The following is a 13,968-nucleotide window of genomic DNA, read 5'->3' as shown; positions in this document are numbered from 1 at the left end:
GACAGCTTTACTACAAACACAAAAAAACCTTGTCACTCTCATGACAAGGTTTTTTATTGCTTACAGCTTACAGCTTACAGCTTACAGCTTACAGCTTACAGCTTCGATTAGTTCGCAGTGAAGCTCACTGGACGACGCTCTTTACGAGGGCCACCACGTTTTTCGCCACGGTCTTTGAAGTTACGCTTCTTATCACCACGATCACCACTTGGGCGCTCAGAGCGAGGAGCCGCAGGACCTTGGTCTTGCGTTAGCGTCATATTCATCGGACGTTTACAGATAAATACCTTTTGGAAGTGATCAAGCACATCTTTTGGCATGTTCTGTGGTAACTGTACCGTACTGTGATTATCATGTAAGCGAATATCACCAATGAACTTGCTTGAGATATCAGCTTCGTTAGCAATCGCACCAACGATATTTTTAACTTGTACACCGTGCTCACGACCTACTTCGATACGGTAAGTGTCCATAGGACCCATGTTACGGCTGTTGCGCTCACGCGGCTCACGAGGTTTACGCTCGCGTCCTTGGCGGTCGCCACGATCACCACGTTCATTGCGACGACGCTCATTGCGTTCGCCACGTGGTTGAACTTTAACTTCTTCAACCTTGATTGGTGATTGTTGCTGCGCTAAACAAAGTAATGCACCTGCTAAATCTTCAGTACTTAGCTCAAGTTTCTCTGCCATGTTAGCAGCAACTTGATTAAAGAAAGTGATGTCTTTGTTTTCAAGAGCAATTGTAAGCTTGTCTTGAAGCGCTTTAATACGCTTTTCTTCAACAACTTTAGCTGTTGGTAAATCAACTTGTGCGATATCAGATTTCGTATGACGAATGATATTTTTAAGTAAATAACGCTCGTTATGTTTTACGAAAAGAATCGCTTTACCTTGACGACCCGCACGACCAGTACGGCCAATACGGTGAACGTAGGCTTCTGAATCTTGTGGAATATCGTAGTTAATTACTAAGCTTAAACGGTCTACATCAAGACCACGTGCAGCAACGTCTGTTGCAATAACGATATCAACTAGGCCGTTTTTCAAACGATCTACTGTACGTTCACGTGCTTGTTGGTTCATGTCACCGTTAAGTGGTGCCGCAGAGAAACCTTCGCGCTCAAGTAATTCAGCTAACTGTACCGTGTCGTTACGTGTCCGTACGAAAACAATTGCACCATCGTATTGTTCTGCTTCTAAGAAGCGAACGATTGCTTTGTTTTTGTGTACGTGTGCATTCCAAAATACTTGCTCAACCGTTGATACAGTTGAGTTACGCGCAGAAATATGAACTTGCTCAGGCTCATTCATGTACTTGCTGCTGATATTTTGAATTTGCTTAGGCATGGTCGCAGAGAAAAGACATGTTTGCTTTTCACGTGGCGTTTTCTCCATGATGCTTTCTACATCATCAATGAAGCCCATGCGTAACATTTCGTCTGCTTCATCAAGAACAAGGGCTTGTAAGCTCTCAAACTTGATTGTGCCACGGTTAATGTGGTCAATTAAGCGACCTGGCGTTGCAACAATGATTTGCGCGCCACGACGAAGTGCACTTAGTTGGATGCTATAGCTTTGGCCACCATAAAGGGCTAAAACTTCAACACCACGAGTATGCTTAGCATATTGTTCGAATGCCTCAGCTACTTGGATCGCAAGTTCACGCGTAGGCGTTAAAACAAGGATCTGTGGCTGCTTTACAGACGGGTCAATATTATTTAGTAACGGCAGTGCAAATGCTGCTGTTTTACCTGTACCCGTTTGCGCTAGTCCCAGTACGTCCTTTCTTTCTAGCAATAACGGTATACATTGAGCTTGGATTTCAGATGGAGTCTTGTAACCCAACTCTTCAACTGCTTTAAGGATTGCAGGAGAAAGATTTAGAGATTCAAACGTGACTGGTTCTGACATTAATACGCCTCAACGAATTTAAAGAGGCGCGCATTGTATAGGAAATACAATGCAATTGCTTGTATAAATTACAACTAATTTGTATGTGGTTGATGTTGGTCATAATTTAATCAGTTTAAAATTACCAAAATCAACCACGTTTACAATTTATTGATATAACCCTAAATTTTCTTTAGCGTATGCTTCGAATTCAGTGAAGCCACCAATGTGGGCTTGGTCAATAAAAATCTGTGGTACGGTTGGGCAAGGTTTGCCTGCAGACTGTTCTAAATCTGCTTTGCTGATGCCTTCTTTAATGATGTCGATATAACGGTATTTAAAATCGTCACGCTCATTTGCTAGTTTTTCAGCAACGTCTTTTGCACGAACACAGTATGGGCAGCCTTCACGGCCAAAAATTACAGTTAACATATCGCTCTCCTCGATTTGAATGTGTTTATCATCTTAACGGATTAAATGAATAAAAACAGCGCATAAAATCGATTGCACTATTCTGTTTTTTCTCACTAAAAGCGATTGAGCTAATCAAGTGTGCGCATCCTAAGGCCAAGTTCTGTTGAGTAACCCATAGAATGCGCAGTAATGGCCAATTGCTCATCAATAACATAATAAGTTGGGTAGGCACTGATTTTATAATCTTGACCTGTACTTTTACTGCCAAGTAACACCGGCATTGTTAATTCGAGTGAATCGGTAAACTGTTTAACTTCAGTAATGTTTTGGTAATCAAGGGCAATTGCTATGGCATTTAACTTACCTTGCTGATGAGCCTTTTCTAAATTTGGCATACTGTAACGACAAATTGAGCACCAAGGCGCAAAGAAATACACCACTGTTTGCTTTCCTTGTAATTGTGCAATGGTCATCCGCTCTGTTGGGTCTTTTAGCGTGGCTAAATTAAAATAGGGGGCAGGAGTTTTATCAGTTGAGAGTAAATTACGTTGCTGAAATGCGGTCACGGCATACACAACGACTGCCATTAACACGACATTTTTTAGCACACTGATAAATTTTTTTAAAAAAGTTGGATTTTTTTTCATTGTTATTTTGTACGTTGTTAGCCCTTTAAAATCAACTAATTCAGACCAGTTCGAGGGGGTTAAAATTCCAATTGATTTAAAAAAATTACAATTTTTTTTGCTAAAAATCTTGAAAAGATTTTACCTGCCCATAAATAGTTTAGTGAGGACGCCTGATGGGTCCCAAACAAACTAAAGTAATTGAAATATATAGTATTAATTTAACTTTGTTAGCACTGGTTCAATAGAAGAGTACTAACAAAATATCGCTTAAATATGAGGATATAATTATGCGTACAGTAGACTTATCACCACTTTATCGTTCATTCATCGGTTTCGATCATTTAGCATCATTAATGGATGCGGCAGCTCGCACAGACAAGCAGCCAAGTTTTCCTCCGTACAACATCGAAGCACTCGATAAAGACAAATATCGTATCACTATGGCTGTAGCAGGTTTTAGTGACAGTGAATTGACCATTGAGTCAGAAAACAACACATTGAAAGTCAGCGGTACTAAAGCTGATAAACAAGATAATGCTGAACGTAAGTTCATTCACCAAGGCATTGCAGAGCGTAACTTTGAGCGTAAGTTCCAATTAGGTGACCACGTTAAAGTGCTTGGCGCTGACCTTGAAAATGGCTTACTAAGTATCGATTTAGAGCGTGAAATTCCAGAAGCTTTAAAACCACGTAAAATCGAAATCGGTAATGGTAAATTACTCGAAAACAAGTAATACCCAACAGCATTGTTTCCCCTAGTTAGTTTTGCCGCCTCATTTGAGGCGGCTTTTTTGTAGTTAAAGCTTTTCTAAATTATCCAAGCACCAGTTAGCCCGTTTGAGAGTGGCTTGCTGTACAGATTCATCCTGTTTATACCAGTTGTTATAAATCATACCGATACGTGGGTTTTGTGATAGCTGTTGTTCGTGCTCTAACATAAAATGCCAATATAGGCTGTTGAATGGGCAAGCATCCTCAGTGGCTTTTTCTTTTATGTTGTAGCTACAATGTTTGCAGTAATCACTCATTTTGTTGATGTAATTTCCACTGGCTGCATAGGGCTTAGTGGCAATTAAGCCCCCGTCAGCAAATTGGCTCATTCCCCGAGTGTTGGGCATTTCTACCCATTCTATGGCGTCGATATAAATACCTAAATACCATTCATCTACTTCACTTGGCTCAATAGCGGTTAATAAGCAAAAGTTACCCGTGATCATCAAACGTTGTATGTGGTGTGCATAAGCTGTCTGCAGGCTTTGTGTAATGGCATGGTGCATACAATTCATGTTTGTTTTGCCATGCCAAAAATAGTCGGGTAGGGGGCGCTTTGCATTTAAGGCATTTTTGCTGGCGTAATCAGGCATATTTTGCCAATAAATACCACGTACATACTCGCGCCAACCGAGAATTTGCCTGATAAAACCTTCAACTTGCGCAATATCAATAGGTTGCTTATCAAAGCTAGTTAACACTTGCTCGATGACCTGCATCGGGTGCAGCATTTTAGTATTAAGGGCAAACGATAAACGGCTGTGATACAAAGACCATTGGTACTGGGACTGGCATGTCATAGCATCCTGAAACTGACCAAAATGAACCAGTAAATGATCGCAAAAAAAATCGAGTAACTGCTTTGCTTCAGCGCGTGTGGTTGGCCAAATTAACGTATCGCTGCACTCACCAAAGGTGTTTAGTTTGTGCATTTCTACTCGTTTAAGGATGTTGCTAACATCGTGACCGAAACATAAAGGTTCTGGGATTTCTTTAAGATCGCTGGGTTTTAACTTGTTTCTATTTTGCTGATCAAAATTCCATTTGCCACCACGAGGTTGATTATCATCGTCCATTAAAATATTAAAACGTTTGCGCATAGCACGATAAAAAAACTCCATTTTTACCGGCTTATTTGGCTTAAAGTGCTGGTCAATATCATTAAAAGGTAGTAGAAAGTGTTCCGAATCAACTGCATTGATATCAAATTCGCTCTGCTGTGAAAAGTCTGCAAGTTGCTTTTTAAGGCGATATTCGTCTGGGTATTGGTACTCAATGTTCTGGCATTGATAATGCCTAGCTAACCGGGTAAGTAGCTCTGGTAGTGAGTCATCATCTTGTGTGTCATCGAGTGTCAGATGCAGGCAGTTTAAATTCGCTTTTGTCAGTGCATTAGCAAAGTTTTCCATTGCAGCAAAGAAGACGACCACTTTTTGCAGGTGGTGCTTTACGTAGTTGGTTTCTTGTTTTAATTCGGCGATGACATACAGCGTGTCTGGTTGTGATTTTTCTTTAAACCAGCTGTGGCTTGCATTAAGTTGATCGCCAAAAATAAATCTTAAGGTGGTGTATTGCACTTCTAATAGCCTTTGCCGCAAGTAATCTAGGTAACTACGAAGCAATCACAAAGATAGATCGATAAATATAGTCTATAAAAGGTACATTAGTGGCATTTTTAATGAGTCACTACTAAGGAAGGGTCGAGATGAAAATTAACTTACATTTACTATTTATAAGCCTGTTAGTTTGCCCTTTGGGCCACAGCACTGTTTATCACTGTGAGAAAAACGGTGTTGCTGAATTTAGCCAACAGCCCTGTGGCAAAGATGCAAAGTTGATTACCATTAAAGAACAAAATCCACACCTTTCGGGCGCGTCAGATAATGCTGCACAAGCATCAGCAGGTAAAGATACCGCAGAGGTCGACCGTTATATCCGCTTAAAGCAAATCGATGCGCAAATAGCAGAACATAACAATAAAATTGACACATTCAAGCTCAAAATGGACAGGGAGATAGTGGCTTTAACTGAGCAATCAGATGCTCAGCTACGTAACTTGGTGGGGGCTAAAAAACAAGCTGCAATCGCCAAACAAATGACAGCAGTATCTGAGCGTTACGGCGTGCTTATCGACAGTGAGCAGCGCAGTATTGATAGACTCACGGCTGAAAAATACACGTTAACTTCATCTGCAAATACGGTTGCTAATAATGAGGTTGCTAGTTTTATTCGCTCAAAACAAATTATGCGTAAAATTTCAGAGCATGAAAATAAAATAGATACTTATCAAAGTGAGTTAAACATGCAAATGTCAGAGCTTGAGCAACAACTAAGTAGCCGCCCTCGTAATTTAGCTGGTGCGAATAGCGATAACGCACTAGCTGACAAAATGACAGCTTTAACGAGTCGTTTTAACACCTTAATCGCCATTGAACAAAAACAAATAGATAGGCTCAACAGCGAATTGACCAAACTATGAGCTTAAGCGTGCTGGGCAATAGGCGCTAAACGACACCACATTTGAATAAGCAAACAAGTAACTTTTTACGATGTTGGCAAATATTCTCGTAGCTTGCAGCCAAGCTTGATGTAATTGCGTACTAATGTGGTGAATATACGATTTGCGCGTATCAATAAAGGCATCGCAAAGGATATCGATATCTTCAAATGACACGTTTAAAAAGCTCAAATTATTCGCTAAATAATGAATAAACGGCGTGACTTGCTGTAAGTCATCGAGGTGGCTTACTACTTTGTTGAGCGCACAGTAAAGAATATAGCTGCGCTTAGTTATGCTTTCTTGCTCAGGCACTGTCATGGTTAATTGACGAGTACTAAGACTGCGATGATATGCGCTTGTAAACTGATGGAAATCCGGTTTTAGCAATTCAATATCTTGTAGTAACAGTCTTTTTTGAAATGAAGATAGACTCATAGTAAATCGCTTAATAGCCAAGGCTATAGGTTGTTCTTATTATATGACTAAATATAGACGAGAATTTTCAGTTATGGGAAATTTTATGACAAGGTTGTCATAAAATTTTTAGGCAAAAAATAGTCTAACTAATTCATGTAGGAAGGTTGCTAATTGAGCGCTACATGCTTATAATAGCCGCCATTGAATTGAGGTGTTTAACACTCGATTAAATGATATTAAGTTACTTTTAATATCTATTGGCGCGGGATGGAGCAGCCTGGTAGCTCGTCGGGCTCATAACCCGAAGGTCGTCGGTTCAAATCCGGCTCCCGCAACCAAATACATGCTAAGGCATTGTAAGTGTACTTAGTATGCACAGTAATTTTTACTGTATGAAGTCGCGCATTCTGGTAATGCGCGTTTTGCGTTTAGGCTATCTAGTTTAATTTAGTCAGGTGACTGACTCGCAACCAAGCTTGGCCCTAGGCCACACAGTTTTATGCTTTAGGTGTGACGCCCCGCTTGGTTCGGGGCGTTGTTGTATCTGCTTGGCGGTGATTTTAAATCATTATTAAACTCAGTATTTCAGGGCTATATGCCCTTTTTTTGTTTGTATGGAGGATTTTCGTGACAAAACTTGAGCAAGATTTAGTAGCCATGCTCTCACCGGCCGTTGAAATGTTAGGCTTTGAGTTACATGGTCTTGAGTTTGTGCAAGCTGGTCGCCACTCTACATTACGTGTTTATATCGATCACGATGCAGGGATTACGGTTGACAATTGTGCCGACGTTAGTCGTCAAGTTAGCGCAATTTTAGACGTCGAAGACCCAATTACAAATGAATATGATTTGGAAGTTTCGTCTCCTGGTGTTGATCGTCCATTATTCAAACAAGATCACTACGAGAAGGCGCAAGGAGAAGAAGTACGCGTGCGTACAAAGCTTCCGCAAGATGGTCGTCGTAACTTTAAAGGCGATTTAGTATCAGTTAGCAGTGATATGATCACACTTTCAGCAGATGGCGCTGAGCATATGATTATGCTTAGTAACATTGAACGTGCGAACATCATCGCAAAGTTTTAATTCGAGTGCGAAGGAATAGGGCAAGCGAGGCATAACCCATGGCAAAAGAAATATTATTGGTTGCTGAAGCCGTCTCCAATGAGAAAGCGGTTCCAAAAGAAAAGATTTTTGAAGCGTTAGAGTTCGCATTAGCGACTGCAACAAAGAAAAAACACGATGGCGAAATCGAAGTTCGCGTATCAATCGACCGTAAAACAGGTGATTATGACACATTCCGTCGTTGGAAGATTGCTGAAGTTCTTGAAGATGGTTCTTTAGAAAACCCTTACAGCGAAATCACACTTGAAGCGGCTCAGCTTGAAGACGAAAGCCTACAATTAGGTGATTACGTTGAAGAACAAATTGAGTCAATCAAGTTTGACCGTATTACAACACAAATGGCTAAGCAAGTTATCGTACAAAAAGTACGTGAAGCTGAGCGTGCATTAGTGGTTGAAGAATACAAAGATCAACAAGGCGAATTAGTAACAGGTGTTGTTAAAAAAGCAACCCGTGATGCAATCGTACTTGACCTTGGTAACAATGCTGAAGCGGTTATCTACCGTGATGATATGTTACCGCGTGAAAACTTCCGTCCAGGTGACCGTATCCGTGGTCTTCTTTACGAAGTTAAGCCAGAAGCACGTGGCGCGCAGTTATTTGTAACGCGTTCTAAGCCAGAAATGCTAATGGAACTTTTCCGCATTGAGGTGCCAGAGATTGGCGAAGAGATGATTGAACTACGTGCAGCTGCACGTGATCCAGGTTCTCGTGCAAAAATCGCGGTAAAATCTAACGACAAACGTATCGACCCAGTAGGTGCGTGTGTTGGTATGCGTGGTGCACGTGTACAAGCAGTTTCAACTGAGCTTGGTGGTGAGCGTGTTGATATCGTTCTTTACGATGACAACCCAGCGCAATTCGTTATCAATGCAATGGCACCAGCAGAAGTTGCGTCAATCGTAATGGACGAAGATACACATTCAATGGATATCGCTGTTGAAGCCGATAACCTAGCACAAGCAATCGGTCGTAATGGTCAAAACGTTCGTCTTGCTAGCCAGTTAACTGGTTGGGAATTAAACGTAATGACAGTTGATGACATGCGTGCGAAGAACGAAGCTGAATCAGATAAGCTAATCAACTTATTCACTGAATACTTAGATATCGATGATGAGTTTGCAACTTTACTTATCAACGAAGGTTTCTCAACACTTGAAGAAGTGGCTTACGTACCTGCATCAGAATTCTTAGAAATTGACGGTTTAGATGAAGAAACAGTTGATATCTTACGTTCACGTGCAAAAGACGCATTAACAACGAAAGCGCTTAAAACTGAAGAAAGCCTAGAAGGTGCAGAACCTGCAGAAGACCTACTAGCGCTTGAAGGCTTAGAGCGTCACCTTGCATTTGTTATGGCAAGTAAAGGTGTAGTAACACTTGAAGACTTAGCTGAGCAAGGCATTGATGAGTTAGTAGACATCACTGAACTTTCAGAAGAAGAAGCTGGCAAGCTGATTATGGCTGCGCGTAACATTTGTTGGTTCGCAGACGAGTAATTTATTAACGGAGGTATTACACACTATGGCAGAAGTAAATGTTGAAAAACTAGCCGGAGATATTGGTACAACTGTTGATAAATTACTACAGCAGCTAGAACAAGCCGGTATTTCTAAAAAAGCAGGTGATATGGTAACTGAGTCTGAAAAGTCGACGTTATTAGATCACTTGAGCAAGCAGCACGGCGGCACGGGCTCAGAAGGCCCAGCTCGCATGACTTTGCAACGTAAAAGCAAAAGTACGCTAAGCGTAACTGGCTCTACAGGTAAAGCGAAGTCTGTGCAAGTTGAAGTACGTAAAACACGTACTTACGTTAAGAAAAGCGCCATTGAGCAACAGCAAGAAGAAGAGCGTTTAGCTGCAGAAGAAGCTGCACGTAAAGCAGCAGAGCTTAAAGCCCAGCAAGAAGCTGAGGAGCTTAAAGCGAAACAAGAGGCAGAGCGCAAAGCGAAAGAAGAAGCTGAGCGTAAAGCCAAAGAAGAGGCTAAACGTAAAGCTGAAGCTGAGCGTAAAGCGAAACAGAAGCAGATGACCCCAGAGCAAAGTGCTAAGTCTGAACAAGATCGCGCCGAAGCTGAGCGTCTGCAAAAAGAAGCAGAAGAGGCCGCATTGAGAAAAGCTGAAGAAGAAGCGAAACGTCAAGCAGAAGAGGCAAGAAAGCTAGCTGAAGAAAATGAAGCTCGCTGGAAAAAGGAAGAAGAAGAGCGTAAGCAGCGTGAAGAAAACGCTGATCACCACCTTACGACTTCAACTTACGCACGTGAAGCAGAAGATGAATCTGATGCACGTGAAGAGAATAGCGCTCGTCGTAAGAAAAAGAAAAAAGGACCTCAAAAAGATAAACAGGCTGCCGGTCCTAAAGGTAAGAAAGGCAAGCTTAAAGCACCAACGTCTTTACAACATGGTTTCCAAAAACCAACAGCTGACGTGAAAAACGAAGTTCGTATCAGTGAAACAATCACTGTTGCTGAGCTTGCATCACGCATGGCAGTTAAAGGTGCTGAAGTTGTTAAAACGATGATGAAGATGGGTGACATGGTTACCATCAACCAAGTGATTGACCAAGAAACAGCGCAGCTTGTTGCTGAAGAAATGGGTCACAAGGTTATTATCGTTAAAGAAAACGAATTAGAAGAGAAAGTTCTAAACGACCGTAGCGAAGAAGGTAAAGCGATTCCTCGTGCACCGGTTGTAACAGTAATGGGTCACGTTGACCACGGTAAAACGTCAACACTTGACTACATTCGTTCAGCAAAAGTTGCCTCTGGTGAGGCCGGTGGTATTACTCAGCACATTGGTGCATACCACGTTGAAACGAATGGCAACATGATTACTTTCTTAGATACTCCAGGCCACGCCGCGTTTACATCAATGCGTGCACGTGGTGCTAAAGCAACGGATATCGTAATCCTAGTAGTTGCTGCGGATGATGGTGTAATGCCACAGACTAAAGAAGCGGTTCAGCACGCGCGTGCTGCTGGCGTTCCTTTAATCATCGCAGTAAACAAAATGGATAAAGAAGGCATCGACCCAGATCGCGTTAAGAACGAGCTAGCACAACTAGACGTTATCCCAGAAGAGTGGGGTGGTGAAACACAGTTTGTACACATCTCTGCGAAAACTGGTTTAGGTATTGATGACCTACTTGAAGCGGTATTAATGCAAGCTGAGCTACTTGAGCTAACTGCGCCAGCTGAAGGTATGGCTGCAGGTGTTGTAATTGAATCGCGTCTAGATAAAGGTCGTGGTCCAGTTGCGTCAATCCTAGTTCAGTCTGGTACGCTTAACCAAGGTGATATCGTACTTTGTGGTCTTGAATATGGCCGTGTACGTGCGATGAAAGATGAGAACGGTAAAGACATCAAGTCTGCGGGTCCATCTATCCCAGTTGAGATTTTAGGTCTATCTGGTATCCCTGCTGCTGGTGATGAAGCAACAGTAGTTAAAGATGAGCGTAAAGCGCGTGAAGTAGCACTTTACCGTCAAGGTAAGTTCCGTGAAGTGAAGCTTGCTCGTCAACAAAAAGCGAAGCTTGAAAACATGTTTACGAACATGGCTGAAGGCGATGTATCAGAAGTTAACATCGTTCTTAAAGCTGACGTACAAGGTTCAATTGAAGCAATCGCTGATTCATTAACTAAGCTTTCTACTGATGAAGTTAAAGTGAAGATTGTTGGTTCAGGTGTAGGTGGTATCACTGAAACTGATGCAACGCTTGCAGCGGCGTCAAACGCAATCGTTGTTGGCTTTAACGTACGTGCTGATGCATCAGCTCGTAAAGTAATTGAGTCAGAAAACCTAGACTTACGTTACTACAGCGTAATCTACAGCCTGATTGAAGAAGTTAAACAAGCGATGTCAGGTATGCTTGCACCAGAATTCAAGCAAGAGATCATTGGTCTTGCTGAAGTTCGTGACGTGTTCAAGTCACCTAAGATTGGTGCAATCGCAGGTTGTATGGTTACTGAAGGTATCGTTAAGCGTAGCGCGCCTATCCGTGTACTTCGTGATAACGTGGTTATCTATGAAGGTGAACTTGAGTCACTTCGTCGCTTTAAAGATGACGTACAAGAAGTTCGTAACGGTATGGAATGTGGTATCGGCGTTAAGAACTACAACGATGTTAAAGTTGGCGACCAAATCGAGGTATTCGAGACGGTTGAAGTACAACGTTCACTTTAATTTCGTTTAAGTTATTGCTTTAAATGGGGGCCTAGCCCCCATTTGTGTATTCGTAATTAAATTAACTTATTCTTTAACATCAATAAGTTATTATTTTAGAGTGAAATGAAATGAGAGAATTTTCTCGCACTGATCGTGTTGCACAGCAAATTCAAAAAGAGATTGCTGTTATTCTTCAACGCGAAATCAAAGATCCACGCTTAGGTATGGTGACAGTGTCTGCGGTTGAGGTATCTCGCGACTTATCTTACGCAAAAGTATTCATCACAGTATTCAACACTGATGATGAAGATAAAGCCAAGCAAAGCGCTAAAATCTTAAATGAAGCAACGGGTTATATTCGTTCTTTATTAGGTAAACGTATTCGTGCGCGCATCATGCCTGAGTTACGCTTTGTGATCGATAACTCGCTTATGGAAGGTATGCGTATTTCAAACTTGGTTGACTCAGTTATTCGTGAAGACAATGCCAAGCATGTTGACGAAGATGACAGCGAAGAAGGCACTAAAGACTAATGGCTAGACGCAGTAAAGGTCGTGCTATTGACGGCATCTTATTACTTAATAAGCCGCAAGGTATTTCATCAAACAAAGCATTGCAGCAAGCAAAAGGGATTTACTTTGCTCAAAAAGCAGGCCACACCGGTGCGCTTGATCCGCTTGCGACGGGTATGCTGCCTATTTGTTTTGGTGAAGCGACTAAGTTTACCCAGTTCTTGCTTGATACTGACAAAACCTATGTTGTACGCGCCAAACTTGGTGAGCGAACCACTACCTCTGATTCAGATGGTGAAGTGGTTGAAACGCGCGACGTATCGGTCACCCGTGAACAATTAGCTGAGCAAATTGCCAGTTTCTTAGGTGAGTCGGATCAATACCCTTCGATGTACTCTGCGCTAAAATACCAAGGTCAGCCTTTGTATAAATATGCCCGCGAAGGTATCGAAGTACCGCGTAAGTGTCGAAAAATTAATGTATTTAGTTTAACGCTTGATGAGTTTGATGAAGCTAATAACGAAGTACAAATGACGGCACATGTGTCTAAAGGCACTTATATTCGTACTATTGTTGACGACTTAGGTGAAAAGCTTGGCTGTGGTGCGCATGTCATCATGTTGCATCGCAGTGCAGTTGGCCATTATCCAAGTGAAAAAATGGTCACTCTTGAGCAACTTGAAGAAAAGCTACAGCAGGCAAAAGCAGACGATGTTGCGCCTTCAAGCTACCTAGATGAGCTACTATTGCCAATGGATACTGCTTTGGTTGATTTACCTGTGATTGAGATTACTCAAGAGCAGGGCGTGGCATTTAGTCATGGTCAAACAGTCGTGATTGGTAAGCCTGTACCAGATGGTGTGGTAAAGGTAATGGCTGATGGGGTGTTCATTGGTACCGGTGAGCGTCATAAAGACGGTCATTTAAAATCAAAGCGTGGCTTATCAAATCAACTGCCTGAGTAAAGATTACCTTGTAGTTATTAGCAAAGCTGGGTAGAATACGCCCCGCTCAATCGTTTTGGCTGAATTAGTGATCGGCTAAAACACAATTTAAATTAATTTTTGGAGTTACTATGTCACTAAGCAATCAAGAAAAAGTTGAAATCATCGCTAAATTTGCACGCGCTGAAGGCGACACTGGTTCACCTGAAGTACAAGTTGCACTTCTAACTTTCGATATCAACAAGCTTCAAGGTCACTTTGCTAGCCACAAGCACGACTTCCACTCACGTCGTGGTCTTCTTCGCAAAGTAAGCCAACGCCGTAAACTGCTTGACTACCTTAAAGGTAAAGACATTGCACGTTACACTGCGTTAATCCAAGAGCTTGGCCTACGTCGCTAAGAACTAGATTACGAGAAAAGGGGCTATTTAGCCCCTTTTTTTGTGCGCGCATGAAAGGTATACTAGCGCACACCTAGGTAGTGGATACTGCTTAGATATTAAAAAACATCATTGCCAATTGTAGTACTTAATCGTGTTTTCATAAGCACAATTAAGTACTGTAATTGGTACTTTGATGGACTATTTTTTACCAATTCGGAGC

The 13,968-nt window shown here is 41.8% G+C and carries 13 protein-coding genes and 1 tRNA gene; 9 read left to right on the top strand and 5 right to left on the bottom strand.

The window, feature by feature from the left end; translation table 11 throughout:
• Window positions 1–107: 107 nt before the first annotated feature.
• The 3 genes from AOG26_RS08620 to AOG26_RS08610 all read right to left on the bottom strand — a co-directional run bounded on the left by AOG26_RS08620 (window position 108) and on the right by AOG26_RS08610 (window position 2,893).
• On the bottom strand, window positions 108–1,913 hold the full coding sequence (locus AOG26_RS08620; protein ID WP_054562104.1) for a DEAD/DEAH box helicase: 1,806 nt from the start codon (window positions 1,911–1,913) through the stop codon (window positions 108–110).
• Between the two features lie 147 nt (window positions 1,914–2,060).
• Complete coding sequence (locus tag AOG26_RS08615; RefSeq protein WP_054553185.1) at window positions 2,061–2,324, bottom strand: GrxA family glutaredoxin; 264 nt, start codon at window positions 2,322–2,324, stop codon at window positions 2,061–2,063.
• 110 nt (window positions 2,325–2,434) lie between these two features.
• Window positions 2,435–2,893 carry a TlpA family protein disulfide reductase gene (locus AOG26_RS08610; RefSeq protein WP_235377523.1) on the bottom strand — a complete coding sequence of 153 codons (459 nt, stop codon included), beginning with the start codon at window positions 2,891–2,893 and terminating at the stop codon, window positions 2,435–2,437.
• Window positions 2,894–3,222: 329 nt separating this feature from the next.
• Here AOG26_RS08610 and AOG26_RS08605 point away from each other — a divergent pair, with 329 nt between their 5' ends.
• Window positions 3,223–3,669 (top strand): Hsp20 family protein, encoded by a 447-nt coding sequence (locus AOG26_RS08605; protein WP_054562102.1) that lies wholly within the window; start codon window positions 3,223–3,225, stop codon window positions 3,667–3,669.
• A 63-nt stretch (window positions 3,670–3,732) separates the two neighbouring features.
• On the opposite strand, the gene AOG26_RS08600 is transcribed toward AOG26_RS08605, so the two are convergent.
• Window positions 3,733–5,283, bottom strand: coding sequence for a cryptochrome/photolyase family protein (locus AOG26_RS08600; protein ID WP_200907861.1), 1,551 nt, complete (start codon window positions 5,281–5,283; stop codon window positions 3,733–3,735).
• 128 nt (window positions 5,284–5,411) lie between these two features.
• Here AOG26_RS08600 and AOG26_RS08595 point away from each other — a divergent pair, with 128 nt between their 5' ends.
• The gene (locus AOG26_RS08595; RefSeq protein ID WP_054562101.1) at window positions 5,412–6,185 is read left to right on the top strand and encodes a DUF4124 domain-containing protein; all 774 of its coding nucleotides are present in this window, start codon (window positions 5,412–5,414) and stop codon (window positions 6,183–6,185) included.
• Here AOG26_RS08595 and AOG26_RS08590 read toward each other — a convergent pair.
• Entirely contained in the window at window positions 6,180–6,641 is a 462-nt protein-coding gene (locus AOG26_RS08590) for a globin (protein WP_054562100.1), read from the bottom strand. The two genes, AOG26_RS08595 and AOG26_RS08590, sit on opposite strands and share 6 nt — an antisense overlap.
• 243 nt (window positions 6,642–6,884) lie before the next feature.
• Here AOG26_RS08590 and AOG26_RS08585 point away from each other — a divergent pair.
• The 7 genes from AOG26_RS08585 to rpsO all read left to right on the top strand — a co-directional run bounded on the left by AOG26_RS08585 (window position 6,885) and on the right by rpsO (window position 13,766).
• Window positions 6,885–6,961: transfer RNA gene (locus AOG26_RS08585), tRNA-Met, on the top strand.
• Between the two features lie 289 nt (window positions 6,962–7,250).
• Window positions 7,251–7,706, top strand: a complete 456-nt coding sequence (gene rimP / locus AOG26_RS08580) for a ribosome maturation factor RimP (protein ID WP_054562099.1) — start codon at window positions 7,251–7,253, stop codon at window positions 7,704–7,706.
• 38 nt (window positions 7,707–7,744) lie between these two features.
• Entirely contained in the window at window positions 7,745–9,244 is a 1,500-nt protein-coding gene (nusA, locus tag AOG26_RS08575; RefSeq protein ID WP_054562098.1) for a transcription termination factor NusA, read from the top strand.
• 25 nt (window positions 9,245–9,269) lie between these two features.
• Window positions 9,270–11,927: a translation initiation factor IF-2 gene (infB, locus tag AOG26_RS08570; RefSeq protein ID WP_054562097.1), complete on the top strand. Its 2,658-nt coding sequence runs from the start codon at window positions 9,270–9,272 to the stop codon at window positions 11,925–11,927.
• Window positions 11,928–12,037: 110 nt separating this feature from the next.
• A complete protein-coding gene (gene rbfA / locus AOG26_RS08565) occupies window positions 12,038–12,442 on the top strand; it encodes a 30S ribosome-binding factor RbfA (RefSeq protein ID WP_054553174.1) in 405 nt (134 codons plus the stop codon).
• Window positions 12,442–13,386, top strand: coding sequence for a tRNA pseudouridine(55) synthase TruB (truB, locus tag AOG26_RS08560; RefSeq protein WP_054553173.1), 945 nt, complete (start codon window positions 12,442–12,444; stop codon window positions 13,384–13,386). The genes rbfA and truB overlap by 1 nt, the downstream gene beginning before the upstream one ends.
• 110 nt (window positions 13,387–13,496) lie before the next feature.
• Complete coding sequence (gene rpsO, locus AOG26_RS08555) at window positions 13,497–13,766, top strand: 30S ribosomal protein S15 (RefSeq protein ID WP_054553172.1); 270 nt, start codon at window positions 13,497–13,499, stop codon at window positions 13,764–13,766.
• Window positions 13,767–13,968 lie beyond the last annotated feature (202 nt).

Source organism: Pseudoalteromonas sp. UCD-33C (assembly GCF_001306895.1).
Lineage (GTDB): Bacteria > Pseudomonadota > Gammaproteobacteria > Enterobacterales > Alteromonadaceae > Pseudoalteromonas.
Note: the sequence above shows the minus strand (reverse complement) of the source record. Positions and strands in the feature narration are given on the sequence as shown.

Bases quoted from the DNA above. Each gene is read 5' to 3' on its own strand.
- AOG26_RS08620 (WP_054562104.1), bottom strand. From the start codon at position 1,913: ATGTCAGAACCAGTCACGTTTGAATCTCTAAATCTTTCTCCTGCAATC.
- AOG26_RS08615 (WP_054553185.1), bottom strand. From the start codon at position 2,324: ATGTTAACTGTAATTTTTGGCCGTGAAGGCTGCCCATACTGTGTTCGT.
- AOG26_RS08610 (WP_235377523.1), bottom strand. From the start codon at position 2,893: ATGGCAGTCGTTGTGTATGCCGTGACCGCATTTCAGCAACGTAATTTA.
- AOG26_RS08605 (WP_054562102.1), top strand. From the start codon at position 3,223: ATGCGTACAGTAGACTTATCACCACTTTATCGTTCATTCATCGGTTTC.
- AOG26_RS08595 (WP_054562101.1), top strand. From the start codon at position 5,412: ATGAAAATTAACTTACATTTACTATTTATAAGCCTGTTAGTTTGCCCT.
- AOG26_RS08590 (WP_054562100.1), bottom strand. From the start codon at position 6,641: ATGAGTCTATCTTCATTTCAAAAAAGACTGTTACTACAAGATATTGAA.
- nusA (WP_054562098.1), top strand. From the start codon at position 7,745: ATGGCAAAAGAAATATTATTGGTTGCTGAAGCCGTCTCCAATGAGAAA.
- infB (WP_054562097.1), top strand. From the start codon at position 9,270: ATGGCAGAAGTAAATGTTGAAAAACTAGCCGGAGATATTGGTACAACT.
- rbfA (WP_054553174.1), top strand. From the start codon at position 12,038: ATGAGAGAATTTTCTCGCACTGATCGTGTTGCACAGCAAATTCAAAAA.
- truB (WP_054553173.1), top strand. From the start codon at position 12,442: ATGGCTAGACGCAGTAAAGGTCGTGCTATTGACGGCATCTTATTACTT.
- rpsO (WP_054553172.1), top strand. From the start codon at position 13,497: ATGTCACTAAGCAATCAAGAAAAAGTTGAAATCATCGCTAAATTTGCA.